This is a genomic window from Pseudomonas taeanensis MS-3 (assembly GCF_000498575.2).
Taxonomy (GTDB): Bacteria; Pseudomonadota; Gammaproteobacteria; order Pseudomonadales; family Pseudomonadaceae; genus Aquipseudomonas; species Aquipseudomonas taeanensis.
Genome location: NZ_AWSQ01000004.1, coordinates 330,931 through 351,459 on the forward strand (window position 1 = coordinate 330,931; position 20,529 = coordinate 351,459).

The window sequence follows — 20,529 nt, forward strand, 5'->3', positions numbered from 1 at the left end:
CGCGCGGTGCGAACAGCGACGGTTACGCCTGAATGCCCAGGTAACCCTCAAACCAGTCGCCGGCCTCCCGAGCCACGGTTTCCAGGGCGCCGGTCTCCTCGAACAGATGGCTGGCCCCGGGTATCACGACCAGCCGCTGGGTACAGCGCAGTTGCTCGCTGCTCTGGCGATTGAGTTGCAACACCAGGGAATCTTCGCCGCCGACAATCAGCAGCGTTGGCGCCAGAACCTCGGCCAGCGCGGCACCGGCGAGGTCACTGCGGCCGCCGCGACTGACCACCGCCTGCACCCGCTGCGTGCGCTGCGCCGCAACCAGTAACGCGGCAGCCGCTCCGGTGCTGGCACCGAACAAACCGAGGTGCAAATGGCGCAGTTCGCTGTCGGCGGCGAGCCAGTCAATCACCCCGAGCAGGCGCCTGGTCAGCATGGGGATGTCGAAGCGTAGCGCCCGGCTGACCTGATCCAGGCGCTGTTCCGACTCGGTCAGCAGGTCGAACAGCAAGGTGGCCAGTCCGCGCCCGTTAAAATACAGCGCCACCTGCTGATTGCGTGGGCTGAGCCGGCTGCTGCCGCTGCCATGCACGAACACCACCAACCCCGTCGCGGCTTCGGGCAGCAGCAAGTCGGCAGCCAGCTGCACATCGCTTAGGGTCAGGTTCAATAAGCGTCGAACGGGGGGTTGCATGGCGTGGCCTCCTGCGGGAATTACGTCGCTCGCTCACAGGGGCGCTGCCAGGCACGCTGCAACAGATCGAGCACCTCGCGGTCCGAGGTCTGGTCGAAATCCAGGTACCAGCGACCGATCGCCATCAGCATCTCGGGCATCAACGGGCAGACAAGTTCGTCGACCTGGCTGCGCAGCAGTTGCACGCTTTCAGGTGCCGCCACCGGCACGGCGACCACTATGCGTGCTGGCCCCTGCTGGCGTGCCGCGCGGATCGCCGCCTGCATGGTGGCGCCGGTGGCGACGCCATCGTCGACCAGGATCACCTGCTGGTCGCGCAGCTTCGGCACCGGCCGTTCGCCGCGATAGGCCCGGTCACGGCGCTGCAGCTCCTCGGCTTCCCGCGCGGCCACCGCGTCGATGCTGGCCTGGTCGATGCGTGCGTAATGCAGCACGTCGTGGTTGATCACTCGCACCCCGCCACTGGCGATGGCGCCCATGGCCAGCTCCGCATGCCCAGGCACGCCGAGTTTGCGTACCAGCATCAGGTCCAGGCGCACGTCCAAGGCGCTGGCGACCTCATAAGCCACAGGAACCCCGCCGCGTGGCAGGGCCAGTACGATCACATCGGGACGTTGCCGATAGGCCAGCAACAGTTGCGCCAAGCTTTCACCCGCGGCCACCCGGTCGCGAATGGGAATGTGCAGGGAAGCGTCTGGGGTCATAGCTCCACCCTCGCTCGCGCGCTGGCGCGAGAGGCGCCAGCATGTACGCGGCCTATCAGGGTTAATAGTCCGGCGCCCCTCCCCCTACATCAACCGCTGGTTTATATCGCTTTCCTCTATCGAGCCGGCCAACTCGAATATTGCAGCGTCGTCCTACCTACTCCTGCTGCTGCGCCTGCCAACCGCCGCCCAGGGCGGCGATCAGCTGTACGCTGGCGCTCAGGCGGTTGCCTTGCAGGGTCAGACGGGTGCGCTCGTTGCTCAGGGCACTGGTTTGCACGCTGACCACGTCGCTGAAGCCCACGGTGCCAGCCTTGTACTGGTTGAGGATCAGCCGCAACGATTCGCGCGCAGCCTCCAGCGCCTGCTGCTGCACCACGGCCTCACGCTCGAACACCGCCAACTGCACCAGGAAGTCTTCCACTTCACGGAAGCTCTCCAGCACGGTTTGCCGGTAATCGGCCACGGTCTGGTCGTAGCGCGCCTCGCTTTGCTCGACCTGGGAGCGGATCAGGCCGCCGTCGAACAGGTTGACGGCGAACGCCGGGCCGATCGACCAGAAGCGGTTGGGCATGCTGATCCAGTCGCTCAGGCTGCCGCTGCGGTAGCCCCCGCTGGCGGACAACGTCAGGTCGGGGTAGTAGGCGGCCTTGGCCACGCCGATGGCGGCGTTGGCCGAGATCACCCGGCGTTCGGCGGCGGCGATGTCCGGGCGGCGTTCGAGCAGCACCGAAGGCAGGCTCAGCGGCACCGCCGGCAGTCCGGGGATATGCTCGCGGCTGGCCAGCTCGAACTCGGCCGGCGCCACGCCGACCAGCACCGCCAGGGCGTGTTCGAGCTGGGCGCGCTGAAACTCAAGGTCGATCGCCTCGGCCTCGGTGCTCTTCAGCTGGGTCAGCGCCTGGGTCACGTCGGACTTCGGCACTATGCCCGCCCGGTACTGATTGTCGGCGATCATGAACGCGCGCTGATAGGCCGCCACCGTGGCATCCAGCAGGCGCTTCTGCTCATCCAGCACGCGCAGTTGCAGGTAGCTTTGCACCAGCTCCGACTGCTGGCTCAGGCGCACGGCCGCCAGATCGGCGGCGCTGGCCTGCATGCTGGCGTTGTCCGCCTGCAGCTGCCGGCGCAGCTTGCCCCAGATGTCCAGCTCCCAGCTGACGCCGAGGTTGGCGTCATAGGTTTTCGAGACCTGCGAGGCGTTGGAACCGCTGACGCTGATGCCGCCGCCGGTACTGATGGTGCTGTCGCCACCGCCCTGCCCGGCACGGGTCACGCCGCTGTTGAAACCGACACTGGGAAAGAACGCCGCCCGCGCACCGCGCGCCAGGGCGACGGCCTGGCGGTATTGGGCTTCGGCGCTGGCCAGGCTCTGGTTGTTTGCATTCAGACGTTCGACCAGCTGGTTCAGCTCGCTGTCGCCATACAGCCGCCACCAGTCACCGCGCAGCGCCTCATCGGCCGGAGCGGCGGCTTTCCAGCCGGCGGCCTGCTTGAAGTGCAGGGCGCTGGCCGAGTCCGGGCGCCGGTAGTCAGGACCAATGGCACAGGCACTGAGGGCCAAGGCGGCCAGGCTCAGGCACAGCGAACGCAGGATTACAGGCTTCATACGGGGGTATCCAGGGCGGCATCGGTGCGCACGCCGCGCCAGCGGTTGACCCGGTGGCGCAGACGGTCGAGATAGAGGTAAACCACCGGAGTGGTGTAGAGGGTCAGCAACTGACTGAGGATAAGCCCACCGACGATGGTCAGGCCCAGCGGCTGGCGCATCTCCGCGCCTTCGGCCATGCCCAGCAGCAACGGCAAGGCGCCGAGCATGGCGGCCAGGGTGGTCATGATGATCGGCCGGAAACGCAGCAGGCAGGCACGGCGGATCGACTCCTCGGGGCTGAGTCGGTCCTGGCGTTCCAGCTGCAGGGCCAGGTCGATCATCAGGATGGCGTTCTTCTTCACCACGCCGATCAGCAAAAACAGGCCGAGCAAAGAGATCAGGCTGAACTCGCCGCCAGTGAGGATGATCGCCAGCAAGGCGCCGACCCCGGCCGAGGGCAGCGTCGAGAGGATAGTCAGCGGGTGGATGTAGCTCTCGTAGAGGATGCCCAGCACGATGTAGACCACCAGCAAGGCGCCGAGGATCATCAGCGGCTGGCCCTTGGCGGCGCTGGCGAAGGCGCCGCCGGTACCGCCCAGGCTGCCCTGCACCTCGGTCGGCAGGTTGACCTCGGCCACCGCCCGGGCGATGGCGGCATTGGCCTGCTCCTGCGTCACCTCCGGGGCCAGGGAGTAGCCGATGCTGTCCGCGGCGAACTGCCCCTGATGGTTGACCCTGTCCTCCTCCAGGCTGCGCTCCCAGTGGGCAAAACTGGCCAGCGGCACGCGCTGGCCCTCGGCGCCGATCACCTGGATCTGCTCGAGCGCCTCCGGGTATTCGGCGTACTTGGGGTTGATTTCCATCACCACGCTGTACTGGTTGAGACTGTCGTAGATGGTGGAAATCTGCCGCTGGCTGAAGGCGTTGTTCAGCACCGCGGTGACCATGCTCATGTCCACGCCCAGGCGCCGTGCGGCGTCGCGGTCGACGACCAGGCGAATCTGCTGCGCGCCCTCGCCTTCGTTGGCGTCTATGTCGGTCAGCTCGGGTAAGGCCGCCAGGGCGTCGCGCACCTTCGGCAGCCAGGCGTTGAGGTCATCCAGCTCGCTGGCCAGCAGCACATACTCGTTTTCCGAGCTGCGCCCCTGGCGACCGCCGAATTGCAGGTCCTGGTCCGGCATCAGGAACAGGCGCCCACCCGCTACCTTCGGCACGCTGTCGCGCAGCCGGTCGATCACCTGCTGGGCGGACAGATCGCGTTCGGCCATGGCTTTCAGGCGAATCACCAGGAAGGCGTTGTTGATCCCGCCGGAGCCACCGATAAAGCCGGCCACGCTCTGCACTGCCGGGTCGGCGAGCAAGGCACGGCGGTAGATTTCCATCTTCGGCTGCATGACCTGGAAGGACAGGCCATCGTCACCACGGACGAAGCCGATCAGTTGGCCGGTGTCCTGCTGCGGCATGAAGGTCTTCGGCACTTCGACGAACAGAAATACATTGAAGGCCACGGTCGCCAGCAAGCTAACCAGGGTCAGGCGGTGATGGCGCAAGGCCCAATCCAGACTGCGCGCATAGGCCGCCAGCACGCGCGTCTGCAGCCGTGCGCCGAAGCGCTGCAAGCCGGCCTGCTCGCCTTCTGCCCGCTCGGGTTTGAGCCAGCGGGCACAGAGCATCGGCGTCAGGGTCAGCGACACCAGCATGGAGATCAGGATGGCCACCGCCAGGGTGATGGAAAACTCGCGGAACAGGTTGCTGACGATGCCGCCCATGAACAGGATCGAGAGAAACACCACGACCAGCGACAGGTTCATCGACAACAGGGTGAAGCCGACCTCCCGCGAGCCCTTGAACGCCGCCGCCATGGGCGTTTCACCGGCCTCGATATGCCGCGAGATGTTCTCCAGCACCACGATGGCGTCGTCCACCACCAGGCCGGTGGCGATGATCAGCGCCATCAGAGACAGGTTGTTCAGCGAGAAATCCAGCAGGTACATGACCGCGAAGGTGCCTACCAGCGACACCGGCACCGCCAGCGCCGGGATCAGCGCGGCGCGCCAGCGGCCAAGGAAGGCGAACACCACCAGAATCACCAGGGCTACGGCGATCAACAGCGTGCGTTCGGCTTCATGCAGGGTGGCGCGGATCACCGGCGAGCGGTCCATCGCCACTTCCAGGGTGACGTTGGCCGGCATCACCGCCTGCAAGGCCGGCAGTTGGGCGCGAATGTCGGCGATGGTTTCGATGATGTTGGCGCCAGCCTGGCGATTGATCACCAGCAGTACCGCCGGATTGTCGTTGTAGAAGCCGCTGTTGTAGCGGTCCTGCACGCCGTCGCTGACCTCGGCGACATCACCCAGGCGTACCGCCGCATCGTTCTGGTAGCGGATGATCAGCGGGCGGTAGTCCGCGGCCTTCGCCAACTGGTCGTTGGCCTGTATCTGCCAGTGCCGCGTGCCGTCTTCCACCGATCCCTTGGGCCGGTCGACGTTGGCCTGACTGATCGCCTCACGCACCTCGTCCAGGGCTATGCCGTAGTGATCAAGCAGGCGCGGCTCCAGGGCCACGCGTACCGCCGGCAGCGAGCTGCCGCCGATCTGCACCTCACCGACGCCCTGCACCTGGGCCAGCTTCTGCGCCAGTACGCTGGACGCCAGGTCGTACAGTTCGCCCTTCTGCAGCACCGGCGAGGTCATCGACAGCACCATGATCGGCGCCTGCGAGGGATTGACCTTGCGGTAGCTGGGCATGTTGCGCATACCGCTGGGCAGAAGGTTGCGCGCGGCATTGATCGCCGCCTGCACCTCGCGTGCGGCGGCATCGACATCGCGGTCGATATCGAACAGCAGGATGATCCGCGTGCTGCCCTGGCTGCTGCGGCTGGTCATCTCGCTGATGCCGGCGATGGTGCCGAGCGAGCGCTCCAGCGGCGTGGCCACGCTGGAGGCCATGATCTGCGGGCTGGCCCCCGGCAGGCTGGCATCGACGACAATGGCCGGGAAGTCCATTTTCGGCAGCGGCGCCACCGGCAACAGGCCGAAGGTCAGGCCGCCGAGCAGGAGAATCGCCAGGCTCAGCAGCAGGGTCGCCACCGGACGACGGATAAAGGGGGCCGAGAGGTTCATGGCTGGATCACGACACCCGCCGTGCTACGCCCACCGAAGCGCCGCGAAAGGCGGTCGAACCACAGGTAGATCACCGGCGTGGTGAACAGCGTCAACACCTGGCTGAGCAGCAGGCCGCCGACCATGACGATGCCCAGGGGCTGGCGCAGTTCGGCCCCTGAGCCGCTGGCCAGCATCAATGGAATGGCGCCGAACAGCGCCGCCAGGGTGGTCATCAGAATCGGCCGGAAACGCAGCAAGGCCGCCTGGTAGATCGCCGCCTCGGGGGCCAGGCCCTGCTGGCGTTCGGCCTCCAGGGCGAAGTCGATCATCATGATCGCGTTCTTCTTGACGATGCCGATCAGCAGGATGATGCCGATGATGGCGATCAGGCCCAGGTCGTTACCGCTCAACAGCAAGGCCAGCAAGGCGCCGACCCCGGCCGAGGGCAGCGTGGAGAGAATGGTGATCGGGTGGATATAGCTCTCGTAGAGCACGCCGAGGACGATGTACATGGTTACCACCGCCGCCAGGATCAGTAACAGGGTGCTCGACAGCGAGCTGCGAAAGGCCTCGGCGGCGCCCTGGAAGCGGCTCTGGATGCCGGCCGGCAAGCCGATGGCCTGCTCGACCTGCTCGATCACCGCCACCGCCTCGCCCAGCGAGGTATTCTCGCCCAGGTTGAACGACACGGTAACGGCCGGAAACTGGCCGATATGGTTGACCAGCAGTGCAGCCGAGCGCTGCTCGATCTTCGCCAGGGCGGACAAGCGCACCTGTTCGCCACTGGCGCTGCGCACATGGATCTGCTCCAGCGCCGCCGGGCCGAGGCTGCCGGCGCCCTGGCTCTCCAGCACCACCCGATACTGGCTGGCCTGGGTGAAGATGGTCGAGATCTGCCGCTGGCCGAAGGCGTCATACAGCGCGTCATCGATGGCACTGACACTCACACCCAGCCGCGCGGCGGCGTCGCGGTCGATCTGCAGATACACCTGCAGGCCACGGTTCTGCAGGTCACTGGCCACGTCGCTTAGCGCCGCCTGCTGACTCAGGGCCTCGACCAGCTTGGGCGTCCAGCTCTCCAGCAGGGCCATATCCGGCGACTCCAGGCTGAACTGGAACTGGGTGCGGCTGACCCGGTCCTCGATGCTCAGGTCCTGCACCGGTTGCAGGTACAACTGGATGCCCGGTACCTGGGCCAGCTCGGGCCGCAGGCGTTCGATCACCTGACTAGCGGTGACCTCGCGCTCACTATGGGGTTTGAGATTGATCAGCAAGCGGCCGCTGTTCAGCGTCGGGTTATCGCCGTCCACGCCGATATAGGACGACAGGCTGGCCACCGCCGGGTCCGTCAGTATCACCTCGGCCAGGCGTTGCTGGCGCTCGCTCATGGCGCCGAAGGAAATGCTCTGCGGTGCCTCGGAAATGCCCTGGATCGCCCCGGTGTCCTGCACCGGGAAAAAGCCCTTGGGCACGGCCAGATACAACAGCACGGTCAAGCCCAAGGTGCCCAGGGCGACCAGCAGGGTCAGGGTCTGGCGCTTGAGTACCCACTGCAGGCCCACTCCGTAGCGCTCGATCAGGCCGTCGATAAAAGCGCCGCTGGCGCGGTAGAAACGACCCTGCTCATCTTCCTTTTCCTGCTTGAGCAGACGTGCACACATCATCGGCGTCAGGGTCAGCGATACCAGCAGGGAAATCAGGATCGCCACCGCCAGGGTGATGGCGAATTCGCGGAACAGGCGCCCGACCACGTCGGCCATGAACAACAGCGGAATCAGCACCGCGATCAGCGACAGGGTCAGCGAGATCAGGGTGAAACCGATCTGCTTGGCGCCCTTGAGCGCGGCATTCAGCGGCGTCTCGCCCGCCTCCAGATGACGGCTGATGTTTTCCAGCATGACGATGGCGTCGTCCACCACGAAACCGGTGGCGATGGTCAGCGCCATCAGTGTCAGGTTGTTGATCGAGAAACCGGCCAGGTACATCACCGCGAAGGTGCCGATCAGCGACAGCGGCACGACTATCGAGGGGATCAGGGTGGCGGACAGTTTGCGCAGAAACAGGAAGGTCACCAGCACCACCAGGGCGATGGCCAACAGCAACTCGAACTGTACGTCGCTGATGGCCGCGCGGATGGTCTGGGTGCGGTCGGTGAGCACCTTGACCTCGATGCTGGCGGGCAAACCGGCGGTGATGCTCGGCAATAGCCTGTGGATGCGGTCGACCACCTCGATCACGTTGGCGCCCGGCTGGCGTTGAATACTCAGCAACACCGTCTCGTTGCGGTCGGCCCAGGCGGCCAGGCGCAGGTTCTCGGCGCCGTCGACCACGCTGGCGACATCCTGCAGGCGCAGGGCGGCGGCGTTTTCATACTTGAGGATCAGGCCGCGGTACTCGTCGGCGGACTTGAGCTGGTCATTGGCATCGAGCTGCGAGACCCGGGTCGGGCCGTCGAAGTTGCCCTTGGGCTGGTTGACGTTGGACGCAGTGATCAGGCTGCGCACATCACTCAGGTTGAGGCCGTGGCTGGCCAGGGCCTGTGGGTCGACGCGGATGCGCACCGCCGGGCGCTGCCCCCCGGCCAGGCTGACCAGGCCGACGCCACTGATCTGCGCGATCTTCTGCGCCATGCGCGTGTCGACCAGGTCATGCACCTCGGTCAACGGCAGGGTTGCCGAGCTGATCGCCAGGCTCAGCACCGGGGTGTCCGCCGGGTTGACCTTGTTGTACACCGGCGGCGCCGGCAGGTCGTTGGGCAGCAGGTTGGTGGCACCATTGATCGCCGCCTGCACCTGTTGCTCGGCCACATCCAGATCGACCTCCAGGGCGAACCGCAGGGTGATCACCGAGGCGCCACCGGAACTGGCCGAGGACATTTGCTGCAGCCCCGGCATCTGCCCGAACTGACGCTCCAGCGGCGCGGTCACCGCGCTGGTCATCACATCGGGGCTGGCACCGGGATACAGGGTCAGCACGCGAATGGTCGGGTAATCCACCTGGGGCAAGGCCGACACCGGTAGCAACCGATAGGCGATCAGGCCGACCAGGAAAATCGCCAGCATCAGCAGCGTGGTGGCGACCGGCCGCAGGATGAACAGGCGCGAGGCGTTCATGCGTCTTTCTTCGCGCGTAGCGGCTTGCTGGCCTGCGCTTTGTCGCCTGGTTTGGCGATGACCTGCACCGCACTGCCCTGTTTCAGCTTGTCGGTCCCTTCCAGAACCAGGCGCTCGCCTACGGCCAGTCCGTCGTTGATCAACACACTGCCGGCATCGCTGGCGCCGACGCTGACCGGGCGGATCTGTACCTTGTCCTGCCCATCCAGGAGGAACACGAAGGTGCCTTTCGAGCCGTATTGCAGCGCTGCCGAGGGGATCAGGGTGGCCGCCTTGCGGGTTTCCACGCGCAGGCGCACGTTGACGAACTGGTTTGGGAACAGCAACTCGTCGGCATTCTCGAAGCGCGCCTTGAGCTTGACGGTGCCGGTGGCGGTATCAATCTGGTTATCCAGGCTGTGCAGCGTGCCTTCGGCCAACAGCTGTTGTTCGCTACGATCCCAGGCCTGCACGCGTAGCTGCTCGCCCTGGCGCACGCGGGCCAGCACCGGCGGTAGCTCATTTTCCGGTAGGGTGAAGTTGACTGTGATCGGTTTGACCTGGGTGATGACCACGATGGGCGTGGTGTCGCCGCTGCTGATCAGGTTGCCGGCGTCCACCTGGCGCAAGCCGAGGCGGCCGTCGATCGGTGCGACTATCCGAGTGAACTCCAGGTTCAGGCGCGCGTTGGCCACCGCAGCCTGGTTAGTCTTCAGCGTGCCACGGTACTGGTTGACCAGCGCCTGCTGGGTATCCAGGGTCTGTTTGGCGATGGAGTCCTCGTCGAACAGACCGCGATAGCGGGCCAGGTCTATCTCGGCGTTTTTCAATTGGGCCTGGTTCTCCTGCAGTGCGCCTTGCGCCTGCTGCAGGGCAATCTGATAGGCACGCGGGTCTATCTGCGCCAGTGAATCGCCGGCCTTGACCTGCTGCCCCTCCTCGAACAGCAGCTTGAGCAGTTCACCCTCGACCCGGCTGCGCACACTCACGGTATTCAGCGCGGTCACCGTGCCCAGCGCCTTCAGCTCGATATTGAAATCGCCCTGGCCGACTGTCGTGACCCTGACCGGCACCGGGCCGCCATCTCGGCCCCGGAAGCCAGCACGTCCACCTTCTTCGGCCGGTTTGACCGGCCACAGCAACCACAGCAGCAGCGCGCTGACGAGCAGGATCGGGATGATCAGCCAGGTACGGGAAAGGCGCGGAGTCGAGCGGGTATCGGGCATGGTCTGCAGTCACTGTTCTTGAGAGCCTGAACGATAAGCAGTGTCAGCCCCGCTGCATAGAATCTTTACCGGCCATTTACCCTTAGCGGAGTAACCAAGTGGTTGAGCGGCAACAGAAAAGCACCCACATGCAGGCCGTTTCAGGATGTTCCGTTATGGCTAACAGACCGTTGAAGAATGTAGCGAGCGAAGGCTAAGCAAGGCGAGATCAGTCGAAAAAGCGCAGTGTACGAGTTGTACATGAGCATTTTGAGACGCCGCGTCCCGGGCTGATGTCAACGCCGCATCGCCGAGCGCAGTAGTTTTTGAACGGCCTGTTAAAGGGCTTCGACGCCGCTCAATCCAAGGGCTGCGGGCAACTGACCAGATCCTCGCGGGCAAACAGCTCAACCAACCAGTCGACGAATACCCGCACCCGCCGGGAGAGTTGGCGCTGCTGGGGGTACAGCGCCGTCAGCGGCATGGGCGCGGGTCGATACTGCGCGAGTATCTCGCACAGCGTACCAGCCGCCAGTTGCTCACAGAGGTGGTAATACGGCGCCTGAATGATCCCCATGCCGGCCTCGCATGCCGCCACATAACTTTCCGCACTGTTGACCGAGAGACTACCGGGCAGTTGCAACTCGATGCGCTCGCCATCGTTGATGAAGTCCAATGGGAAACAGCGACCGGTCAGCGCTGACAGGTAGTTAACCGCGAGGTGGTCCTGCAGTTCGGCAATGCTCTGTGGTGTGCCATGCCGCTGCAGATAAGCGGAACTGGCGCAGGTGATTTGCGGCAGTTGTGCCAGCGGCCGGGCCATCAGACTGGTGTCATGCACCTCGCCTGCGCGCAGGACGCAATCCACGCCCTCGCGAATCAGGTCCACCGGTCGATCGCTGGCGCCCACTTCCAGCTGGATGCGCGGGTAGCGGGCGCAGAACTCCGGTAATGCGGGAATCACCACCCGCGCCGCCAGTGAGGTCGGCAGGTCCACCCGTAACCGGCCTTGTGGGTTGTTGCGGGTCTGCGAGAAGAACGACTCGGTCTCCTCCAGGTCACTCAGCAAGCGCAGGCAACGATCGTAGTAAGCATGACCATCCAGGGTCGGGCTTACCTGGCGAGTGGTGCGGTGCAGCAACTGCACGCCCAGGTGCCGCTCCAGCTGTTTGATCAGCAGCGTCACCGAAGCCCGTGGCAGGCCCAGGCTGTCCGCAGCCTTGCCGAAAGCGCCCAATTCGACAATACGGGTGAACACCTGCATGGCAAGTAAACGGTCCATGGCTCACCTTATTGTTGTGATTTTACGAATAGTTAATACGTATTAGAGCTGTTTATACATTGAGCATCAATGATCAGACTCGGCCAGGTCATAAGCTGTTCTGCACAGGAGTCAATCATGAAAACGCGTCGTCTAGGGGCCCAGGGCCCGGCAATCTCGGCAATCGGTCTTGGCTGTATGGGCATGAGCGATTTCTATAGCGGCGGGCGCGATGACCAGGAGTCCATCGCCACCCTGCACTGCGCCCTGGAACTGGGGCTCAACTTCCTCGATACCGCCGATATGTATGGGCCGCACAGCAACGAACAGCTGCTCGGTCGCGCCTTGGCCGGCAAGCGCCAACAGGCGGTGATCGCCAGTAAGTTCGGCATAGTGCGCGACCCCAACGACCCGCAGGGCCGCGGTCTGAATGGCAGCCCGGACTACCTGCGCCAAGCCGTCGAAGGCAGCTTGCAGCGCCTCAATACCGATTATCTGGACCTTTACTACCAGCACCGTATCGATCCGAATGTACCGATCGAGGACACCATCGGCGCCATGGCCGAACTGGTGCAACAAGGCAAGGTGCGCTACCTGGGGCTCTGCGAAGTCGCTCCCGAGACGCTGGAACGCGCCCACCGCGTGCACCCGATCAGTGCCGTGCAGACCGAGTACTCGTTGTGGACCCGAGACCCGGAGGAGAATGGCGTATTGGCCACCTGCCGCAAGCTGGGCATCGCCTTCGTTCCCTACAGTCCGCTGGGTCGGGGCTTTCTCACCGGCGCCCTGAAAAGCCCCGAGGATTTCGCCGAGGACGATTACCGACGCAGCAGTCCGCGCTTTCAGGGAGCGAACTTCGCCAAGAACCTGCAATTGGTCGCCCAGGTCGAGCGGCTGGCGGTGGAGAAAGGCATCAAGGCCTCGCAACTGGCCCTGGCCTGGGTGCTTGCCCAGGGCGACGATCTGATCCCGATCCCCGGCACCAAGCGCCGTCACTATCTGGAGGAGAATATCGCGGCGCTGGATGTTCAGCTGACGACGGCGGATCTGGCCGCGTTAAGCGCCATCTTTCCACCACAAGTAGCGGCGGGCGAGCGTTACGCGCCCTCCTCCATGGCCCAACTGACACGTTGACGCGTGCCTGACGACTGTTTGGTTACCTGGAGATTAACCAGGCCCTGACATGCGAACGGCCTACCGAGGTAGGCCGTTCTGCGTTACTGGTGGCGCTTACTTGAGTACGGCCATGACCGCATCGTAGTTCGGCTCGTTGCCGATTTCGGCGACCAGCTCGCTGTGCAATACCTTGCCGTTCTCATCCAGCACCACCACGGCCCGCGCCGCGACGCCGACCAACGGGCCGTCGGCAATGGCTACTCCGTAGTTCTTGAGGAACTCGGCGCCGCGCATGGTCGACAGGTTGACCACGTTGTCCAGCCCTTCGGCGCCGCAGAAACGCGCTTGAGCGAATGGCAGGTCGGCGGAAATACACAGCACCACGGTGTTATCCAGCTTGCTGGCACCGGCATTGAAGGTACGTACCGAAGTCGCGCAGGTCGGGGTGTCGACGCTGGGGAAAATATTCAGCACTTTGCGCTTGCCAGAGAAGCTGCTCAGGCTGACGTCGGCCAGGCCGGCGCCGACCAGGGTGAACGCAGGCGCTTGCTGACCGGCTTGCGGCAGTTGGCCAGCGACTTGTACCGGGCTGCCTTTGAGGGTGACTTGCGACATGAGATTGATCCTTTCTGCAACGTGGAGGATTGAAGAGTAGAACACAGCGCGCGCCATAAAGCTGACCGACGGGTCAGATCAAGGCGCGCCTAAGATACATCATTGTTTCGCAAAGTGGGCCTGGGTCAGTTTCACCACAATCGGGCTGAGCAGCAACAAGGACAGCAGGTTGGGCAACGCCATCAGGCCGTTCAAGGTGTCTGCGACCAGCCAGACGAAATCCAGTTGAGCGACGGCGCCCAAGGGAACGACCAGCACCCAGAGAATACGGAACGGCTGAATCACCTTGGCGCCGACCATGAATTCCCAGCACTTCTCGCTGAAATAACTCCAACCGAGGATGGTGGTAAAGGCGAATACCACCAGGGCTATGGTCAAGATGGAGCCGCCGATACCCGGCATGGCCGACTCGAAGGCCGCAGCCGAAAGTGCCGCCCCGCTGACGCCGGTGCTCCATACGCCGGAGGAAATGATAGCCAGACCAGTCAAGGTGCAGATGATCAGGGTGTCGATAAAGGTGCCGAGCATGCCGATCATTCCCGAGCGCACCGGGCTGGTGGTGGTGCCCGCGGCCTGAGCGATACCGGCGGTGCCGAGGCCGGCCTCGTTGGAGAAGATGCCACGGGCTACACCGAAGCGAATGGCTGCCATTACCGCGGCGCCGGCGAAGCCACCGGTAGCAGCAATGGGGGTGAAGGCATGGGTGAAGATCAGCTCGAACGATGCCGGAATGGCGGCGGCATTTACCACCAGTACCACGATGGCAGCCACGATATAGGCCACACACATGAAAGGCACCAGCGAGGCGGCGACCTTACCGATACGCCGGATACCGCCAAGAATTACCAGGCCAACCACGACCATGGTGACCACGCCGGTGACCCAGGTCGGAATCGCGAAAGTCGCTTCCAGGGCATGGGCCATACTGTTGACCTGGACCATGTTGCCGATACCGAAGCCGGCAAAACCGCCGAAGATGGCGAACGCGGTGCCCAGCCAAACCCACTTCTTGCCCAGCCCGTTCTTGATCGCGTACATAGGCCCGCCGACGTGCTCGCCGCGCTCGTCCTTCTCGCGGTAATGCACCGCTAACACCACTTCACAGTACTTGGTGGCCATACCGACCAGGGCGGTACACCACATCCAGAACAGCGCGCCGGGACCACCGAGGAAAATAGCCGTGGCCACACCGGCGATATTACCGGTACCCACTGTGGCCGCCAGACAGGTCATCAGCGCCTGGAACGGGCTGATTTCACCACTTTCCTCATCGTCTTTCTTGCGACCTTGCCACATCAAGCGAAAGCCCGGGACGATCTTCGCCAGCGGCATGAACTTGAGGCGCAGCATGAGGAACAGGCCGGTGCCGAGGATCATCACCAGCATCGGCGGCCCCCAGACGAGACCATTGATCTGATTGACCAGGTTGTTGAGGAATTCCATCTGAGGCTCCTTTTTCTTCTTGTTAAGCACGGGCGTTTTACCCGGCTCGATCAGATGCGCCGCGGAATGACAGCGCTATTTATGCTGACATCGAGACGCAACGATGGGTCACGTCGCGACCGACAATCGACTCCGGCGTTTATCCGTGCCGATCCTCGATTGACCTGACATACAGTGGCGCGTCAGGCACGGTTGCGGTGATACCAACACGCCACTTTGTCCGCCAGCCGGCACCGCCGATAACATCGCTTCATGATCGATTAAAAATCACGCTTATAGAAGATGTCGAGTGAACTGGCCAAACCGCTGGCAGCCTCAAGGTAGAGGCGCTTGCTCAGCTCATAACGCAACGCGACGGTGTTGGCCGGTTCGAACACGCCCACGCCATAACGCAGACTCAGCCGCTCCGACAGGTTACCGCTGGCGACCACGCTGGTACTTGTACCACTGCCCTCGGTGTCCAGTTGAAAGTCCTGGATGCCGAGTCGGGTCGCGACATTCCCTGTCAGTGAGGAACTGCCGGCCAAGCCCATGGACAACGCGGCCTGGGCCAGCAGATTGCTCTCGCCACTGCTTTGCCCCAACGGCCGGCCGAGCACCAGGTATGACAAGGCCTGTTCCTGGCTCATCGCCGGCTCGGAGAACACCTCGGATTTCGGCTGTTCGGCATTGCCGCTCAGGCGCAAGCCGGCGGTGACTCCATCGACCCGGCGAATCGCCTCGACATCCAGATAGGGTTGATCGATCGGGCCGGCGAACAGCAACCGCGCACGGCGAATGGTCAAGCGCTGGCCATAGGCGCGGAAACGTCCGTTATTGAGGTTCAGTTCACCGCGCGTGTCGAGGTCATCGCCGATATGCACGCGTCCGGCCAGGTCGGCTTTCAGACCGAAGCCGGTGAAGCTCAGACGCTCCTGGCCGACCTCGACGTCGATGTCCATAGCAATTGCCGTGGGTTGCCGCTCGGCGCTTTCGCGACCAATGATCCGCGCATCCTCGGAGACCTTGACCGTCGACGGCGGCAGTTCGCGGATGACTATCTTGCCACTGGGGATCAGCAGCTTGCCGGCCACCGACAACTGCTCATCGGCGATGCGCAGGCGCAGATCCGGCTCGACCTCAAGGTCGGCATAGGGCTCGACCGTAACCGGCAAGCTGCTGCCACGAACGCGCAATTCGCCGGCTAGTCCGCTACTCCAGGCCAGCTCGCCGCTCAGGCTACCCTGGCCTTTTTCACCACTGCGCCAATCGCCGCTGAGTTGCAGACGCTCGCCGGCTATCAGGGCTTGCAGTTGCAGGTCCTCGATCTGGGTTGGCAGATCGCCGCCGGATATCACACCGTTGCTCAGTTGCACACGGCCGTTGACCTGCGGCGTCAGCAGGCTGCCGGACAAGGTGCCGTTACCGTTGAGCTGTCCACTGAGCTGCTCGACCCTCGGCACGAAGGGCCTTGCCAACGCCAGATCCAGACCGCTCAGGCGGAACTCGCCGGACAGCGGCTTATCTGCCGGGCGCGGGTCGAGCTGAGCCAGTAGCGTCAGTTCACCCATTTTCGCCCCGCGCAGGTTCAACTGTGTGTCGATGCGCTGCGGACGCAACTGACTGCTCAGGCGCAGGCTGTCGTAAGGGAAGTCCAGCCATTGTCCCTGCTCACGAATCCGCCAGACACCCCGGCCGGCATCCAGCAGGATTCGCCCAGAGGGTCCGCTGGCCGGCAGGTCCAGCTGTACCTCGGCGTTGAGCTGACCCTGCCAGGCGAAGTCTTTCGGCAGCCACTGCGCCAGGCTGTCGAGCGGAAAGTCTGTCAACCGATAGCGCAGTTTCGGCTCTGGCTGCAGGCGTTGTTCCCCACCGCACAAGCTGGCCGGCCCCGAACGCCAGCAGTGCGCGCCCAGGTTGATCTGGCCGTTGGCCAGGCGTTCCAGCTTGGCCGGCTGTTGCAGGCGCCAATCCTGTCCGCCGCTCTGCACCGCGCCGCGACTCAGGCGGCCACGCCAGGTGCCTTTATTCAGGCTGCCATCCAGGGCCAAGCTGCTGCGCAACAAGGGGCCTTGCAACTTGAGGTCAAGCTGCTGCTGCCGTTGATCACCTTGCCCCTCGAGCGTGAGTTGGCCGAGTTGGGTCTCGCCTAGGGCGATCCCCTCACCATTCAGCTCGATCCGAGCCCGCTGGTTGCTGTCGAGACTGGCCTCTAGACGCAAACGCCTCAGTCGTTGCTCGGCAAACGCCAAGCGCTGACCTTGCATGCGCAACTGGCCTTGCGGTGCTTGCAGGGTTCCCGCCAGGTCGAGTTGGCCGTCGAGTTGCCCCTGCAGCTGCGGCCAGAGCTGCCCCAGACGCGGTAAAGCCAGGCGCAACTGCCCGCTGAGGTGCTGTGCCAGTGCCGCACTGCCCTGGATACGGTTATCCCCCAGGCGCAGGTCCAGCCGACTCAACGTCCATTGCTGGCCGGCACCCGCTCCCTGGGCCTGAAACTGCGCCGGCTGGCCACGCAAACGCCCCTTGAGGTCGATATCGGCACTCAGGCTCAGTTGCTGGTCCTTGAACTGGCCCTGACTGCGCAGCGGGCCACCCAGGTGACCGGGCAACTCAGCCAGCCAGTAGGCCGGATCGAAGTTGCTCAGCTGCAGTTGTGCATCCCAATCCAAGGCGTCGGCGAAGCCCAGGCTCAGCTGACCATCGGCCTGCCCCTGACCGGCGCGTAGTTGCAGTTCGGGCAGGTGCACCTGCTGCAGATCACCACTCAACGGGCTCTGCAGGCTGAAGGCGCCAGCCGGGCCCTCCAGGTCGGCGTTGAAGTGGCCCAGGTAGTTACCATTCTGGTACGCCAATTCTCCCTTGAGTCGGCGCAGCAGCACCGGCGGCTCTTCAGCCGTGGGGTAGAGCCGGCGCCAGGGGAAATCCTGCCAGTCGAAACGGCTGTCGACGCTAAAGTCCTCGCGCCAGTCCAGCTGGGCGCTGAGGTGCACACGTTGCTCGGCACTGGCGCTCAGCTCCAGCGCCGCGACCTCGGCGCCGCCTGCGTCAACCAGGCCCTGTAGCGTCAGGGCCAACGGTCCGCCCTGCCCTGGCAGCTCGGCACTGCCGTTGACCCGATAACCCTGGGCCAGGTCGCCCTGGGCATTGAGTTCGAGCTTATCCAGGCGCAGGGTATCCGGCAGTTCGCTGCCGCCCTTGAAACCGTCGGCCAACAACCGCGCACGGGCTGGCAGGTGGTCGGCCAACGGCTGCACCTCGGCGGTCAGCCGACCGTTCAGGTAGCCCGTACTATCGGCAATCAGCTGCAGGCCCTTGAGCAGGTCACCACTGACCTGAACGGCCAGCTGCCAGGGTTGCTGGCCGGGCGCGGGCAGGTGCAGGCTGCCTTCGGCACTCAGCGGCCAGTCGCCGCGAGGGTCTAATCTGCCGTGCAGATCCAGCGCCAAATCGCCACGCTGCAGGCTCAGGCTGTCGATTTGCAAGCCACCCGCACGCCATTGTGCGGCCAATTGCAAGCCGCGCAGCTGCTCGTCGCCATCCAGCAGCAAGCTGCCGATACGCACTTCGCCCAGGCGCAAGGCCAACGGCAGTTGCAACTCCGGCAGGCTCAGTGGCTCGTCGTTGTCTTCTCTGCCGGGGGCCAGGGTGAGGCTGATTTGCCCGACGTGCAGACGCTCGATGCACAGGGTCAGGCGCAGTAAGCAGTGCGGCGACCAGGCAAATTCGGCCGCGCTGACCTCCACCCGGTTGTCGCTCTGCTGCCAGGTCAGCCGCTCAGCGGACCACTGCCCGGCCAGTCGGCCGCCGAAATTCTCCACCTGCAAGCCTGGCACGCGCGCCAGAGCCCAGCGGCTGCCAGCAGTAGTGCCGAGTAACAGCGTCAGGCCGAGCACAAGCAGCAACACGCCGCCGAGCAGGCCCAACAGGCTGTTTTTCAGCACCCGTTTCATAGCTCCGGCCCCATGGAAAAGTGCAGGCGTACGCCGCCCTGGTCATCCAGTGGGTGAGCCAGGTCCAGGCGCAGCGGGCCAACCGGTGAGACCCAGCGCAAACCAAAGCCGACCGCGCTTTTCAAGCCGGTGAAGTCCAGCGAATTGAACGCGTTGCCCTGGTCGATGAAGCTAGCGACCCGCCAGCGCTCGGCCACGCTGTATTGGTACTCGGCGCTGGCGGCAAACAGGTAGTGTCCACCGATCTTGTCGCCGTCCGAGTTTTCCGGTGACAGGCTCTGGTAGTCATAACCGCGTACGGTCTGATCGCCGCCGGCGAAGAAGCGCAGGGACGGCGGCACCCCACTAAACCCATTGGACTCGGTGGCCCCAAATTGCACCCGACCGAGAAAGCGGTGTTTCTGCGCCAGCGTGGTCAGGCCCTTGAGCACGACATTGCCGTGCAGCACGTTGGCATCCGAGAGCAGTCCCTCCTTGGCCGCTGCCAGGTCGAACTGCAGGCGATAGCCCTGGCTCGGGTCGAGTGGATTGTCGCTCTTCAGGTAGGCGTAACTGATGCCGGGCATCAACAGGGTACTCAAGCCCGCGTCATCGCCGAGCCGGTATTCCTCGTGTTGCCACTTCAATGAAATCACCCGTTGCCAGCCACTCTCCAGCTTGCTGTGCCACTCCGGGCCAAGGGTCAGCAGGCGACTGAGGCTGTCGGTATCGGCCAGTTCTTCATATTGGTAGCCGCCGGCATAGCGCAGTTTGTCGGTCAGCGGTGGGTCCAGTGGCACGTCGTACCACAGGCCGACGTTTTGCCTTGGCGCCGACAGCTCCGCTTCCGCGCCATAGCTGTGCCCTTGCGGGTTGGCCCAGTGCCGCGTCCAGTTGGCCTTGCCACGGGGTCCCACGTCGGTGGAAAAGCCCAGGCCCAGCCCCATGGTGCGCGGCAAGCGCGTGTGCAGTTGCACCCTCACTGGAATCCGCTGCTGCTCAGCCTCGGCGGGGTTGGCATCGACCCGTACCGACTCGAAGTAACCGCTGGAGCGCAGCGCCTGGTACAGCTCGGCGATCAGTTCGGAGTCGTAGGGGCTGTCCGTGGCAAACGGCACCATACGTTGCAGCAGTTGCTCATCGAAGGGCACGTCGCCGGCAAAATCGATCGTCCCCAGGCGATAGCGTGGGCCGCTGGCATAGATCAACTCGACATCCGCCACTCCGGCACGCGGGTCGATGTCCAGACGTTGCCGGGTGAAGCGCCCCTGGAAGAAACCGTAGCGTGCGGCCTGATTGAGGATATGCCGTTTGGCGTCTTCGTATCGACCGTGGTTGAGCACTTCGCCAGATGTCAGGCGGACGCGCTTGGGCAGACGAAACGCCTGCAACTCGCCGGCCGGGCCCTCGACTCGCAGGGTCACATCGCGCAGCCGTACCGGCTCGCCGGGGATGATGCGGATGATCAAGCCGGGCGGATCGGCCTCATCCACTTCAGTGCTGATCTGCGCCTGGTAGTAGCCCAAGGCTTGAGCGGCTTTTTCTGCCTGCCCCTCCGCCACCCGCTGCAGGCGCTGCAATGACTCGACATCACGCTCGCCCAGACTGCCGACGTAACCCTCCACGTTCTCTTTCAGGGCCTTGTTGGCCGGCTCGACGCGGACGAGCAACCGCGCCTCGGCCAGGATGGACGAGCTAAGCAGCAACAGCGCGAAAGCGGCGCAGAACTTGGTGAGCAGGGTCATGGGATGGAATGCTAACACGCGGCATGCGCCATCCTAGAGCGGATAGCGCTTGTGCCAGCA

Annotated in this window: 12 protein-coding genes; 1 reads left to right on the forward strand and 11 read right to left on the reverse strand. The window is 64.2% G+C overall.

Features of this window, described 5'->3' with window-relative positions; genetic code table 11:
* Positions 1-22: 22 nt before the first annotated feature.
* From TMS3_RS15185 to TMS3_RS15215, 7 genes are all read right to left on the reverse strand, one after another.
* Positions 23-685, reverse strand: coding sequence for a dienelactone hydrolase family protein (locus TMS3_RS15185; protein ID WP_025166136.1), 663 nt, complete (start codon positions 683-685; stop codon positions 23-25).
* Positions 686-705: 20 nt separating this feature from the next.
* Positions 706-1,389 (reverse strand): phosphoribosyltransferase, encoded by a 684-nt coding sequence (locus tag TMS3_RS15190; RefSeq protein WP_025166137.1) that lies wholly within the window; start codon positions 1,387-1,389, stop codon positions 706-708.
* A gap of 157 nt (positions 1,390-1,546) precedes the next feature.
* The gene (locus TMS3_RS15195) at positions 1,547-2,998 is read right to left on the reverse strand and encodes an efflux transporter outer membrane subunit (RefSeq protein ID WP_029866396.1); all 1,452 of its coding nucleotides are present in this window, start codon (positions 2,996-2,998) and stop codon (positions 1,547-1,549) included.
* Positions 2,995-6,102, reverse strand: a complete 3,108-nt coding sequence (locus TMS3_RS15200) for an efflux RND transporter permease subunit (protein WP_025166138.1) — start codon at positions 6,100-6,102, stop codon at positions 2,995-2,997. Before TMS3_RS15200 ends, TMS3_RS15195 begins: the two co-directional genes overlap by 4 nt.
* Positions 6,099-9,197: an MdtB/MuxB family multidrug efflux RND transporter permease subunit gene (locus TMS3_RS15205; protein WP_025166139.1), complete on the reverse strand. Its 3,099-nt coding sequence runs from the start codon at positions 9,195-9,197 to the stop codon at positions 6,099-6,101. Before TMS3_RS15205 ends, TMS3_RS15200 begins: the two co-directional genes overlap by 4 nt.
* Positions 9,194-10,402, reverse strand: a complete 1,209-nt coding sequence (locus TMS3_RS15210) for an MdtA/MuxA family multidrug efflux RND transporter periplasmic adaptor subunit (protein ID WP_025166140.1) — start codon at positions 10,400-10,402, stop codon at positions 9,194-9,196. Before TMS3_RS15210 ends, TMS3_RS15205 begins: the two co-directional genes overlap by 4 nt.
* 337 nt (positions 10,403-10,739) lie before the next feature.
* Entirely contained in the window at positions 10,740-11,663 is a 924-nt protein-coding gene (locus TMS3_RS15215; RefSeq protein ID WP_025166141.1) for a LysR family transcriptional regulator, read from the reverse strand.
* A gap of 117 nt (positions 11,664-11,780) precedes the next feature.
* Here TMS3_RS15215 and TMS3_RS15220 point away from each other — a divergent pair, with 117 nt between their 5' ends.
* Positions 11,781-12,776, forward strand: coding sequence for an aldo/keto reductase (locus tag TMS3_RS15220; RefSeq protein WP_025166142.1), 996 nt, complete (start codon positions 11,781-11,783; stop codon positions 12,774-12,776).
* A 96-nt stretch (positions 12,777-12,872) separates the two neighbouring features.
* On the opposite strand, the gene tpx is transcribed toward TMS3_RS15220, so the two are convergent.
* The 4 genes from tpx to TMS3_RS15240 all read right to left on the reverse strand — a co-directional run bounded on the left by tpx (position 12,873) and on the right by TMS3_RS15240 (position 20,469).
* The gene (gene tpx, locus TMS3_RS15225) at positions 12,873-13,373 is read right to left on the reverse strand and encodes a thiol peroxidase (RefSeq protein WP_025166143.1); all 501 of its coding nucleotides are present in this window, start codon (positions 13,371-13,373) and stop codon (positions 12,873-12,875) included.
* A gap of 99 nt (positions 13,374-13,472) precedes the next feature.
* On the reverse strand, positions 13,473-14,816 hold the full coding sequence (locus tag TMS3_RS15230; RefSeq protein ID WP_025166144.1) for an alanine/glycine:cation symporter family protein: 1,344 nt from the start codon (positions 14,814-14,816) through the stop codon (positions 13,473-13,475).
* 260 nt (positions 14,817-15,076) lie between these two features.
* Positions 15,077-18,745: a translocation/assembly module TamB domain-containing protein gene (locus TMS3_RS15235; protein ID WP_025166145.1), complete on the reverse strand. Its 3,669-nt coding sequence runs from the start codon at positions 18,743-18,745 to the stop codon at positions 15,077-15,079.
* Positions 18,742-20,469 carry an autotransporter assembly complex protein TamA gene (locus TMS3_RS15240; RefSeq protein ID WP_025166146.1) on the reverse strand — a complete coding sequence of 576 codons (1,728 nt, stop codon included), beginning with the start codon at positions 20,467-20,469 and terminating at the stop codon, positions 18,742-18,744. The genes TMS3_RS15235 and TMS3_RS15240 overlap by 4 nt, the downstream gene beginning before the upstream one ends.
* Positions 20,470-20,529: the final 60 nt, after the last annotated feature.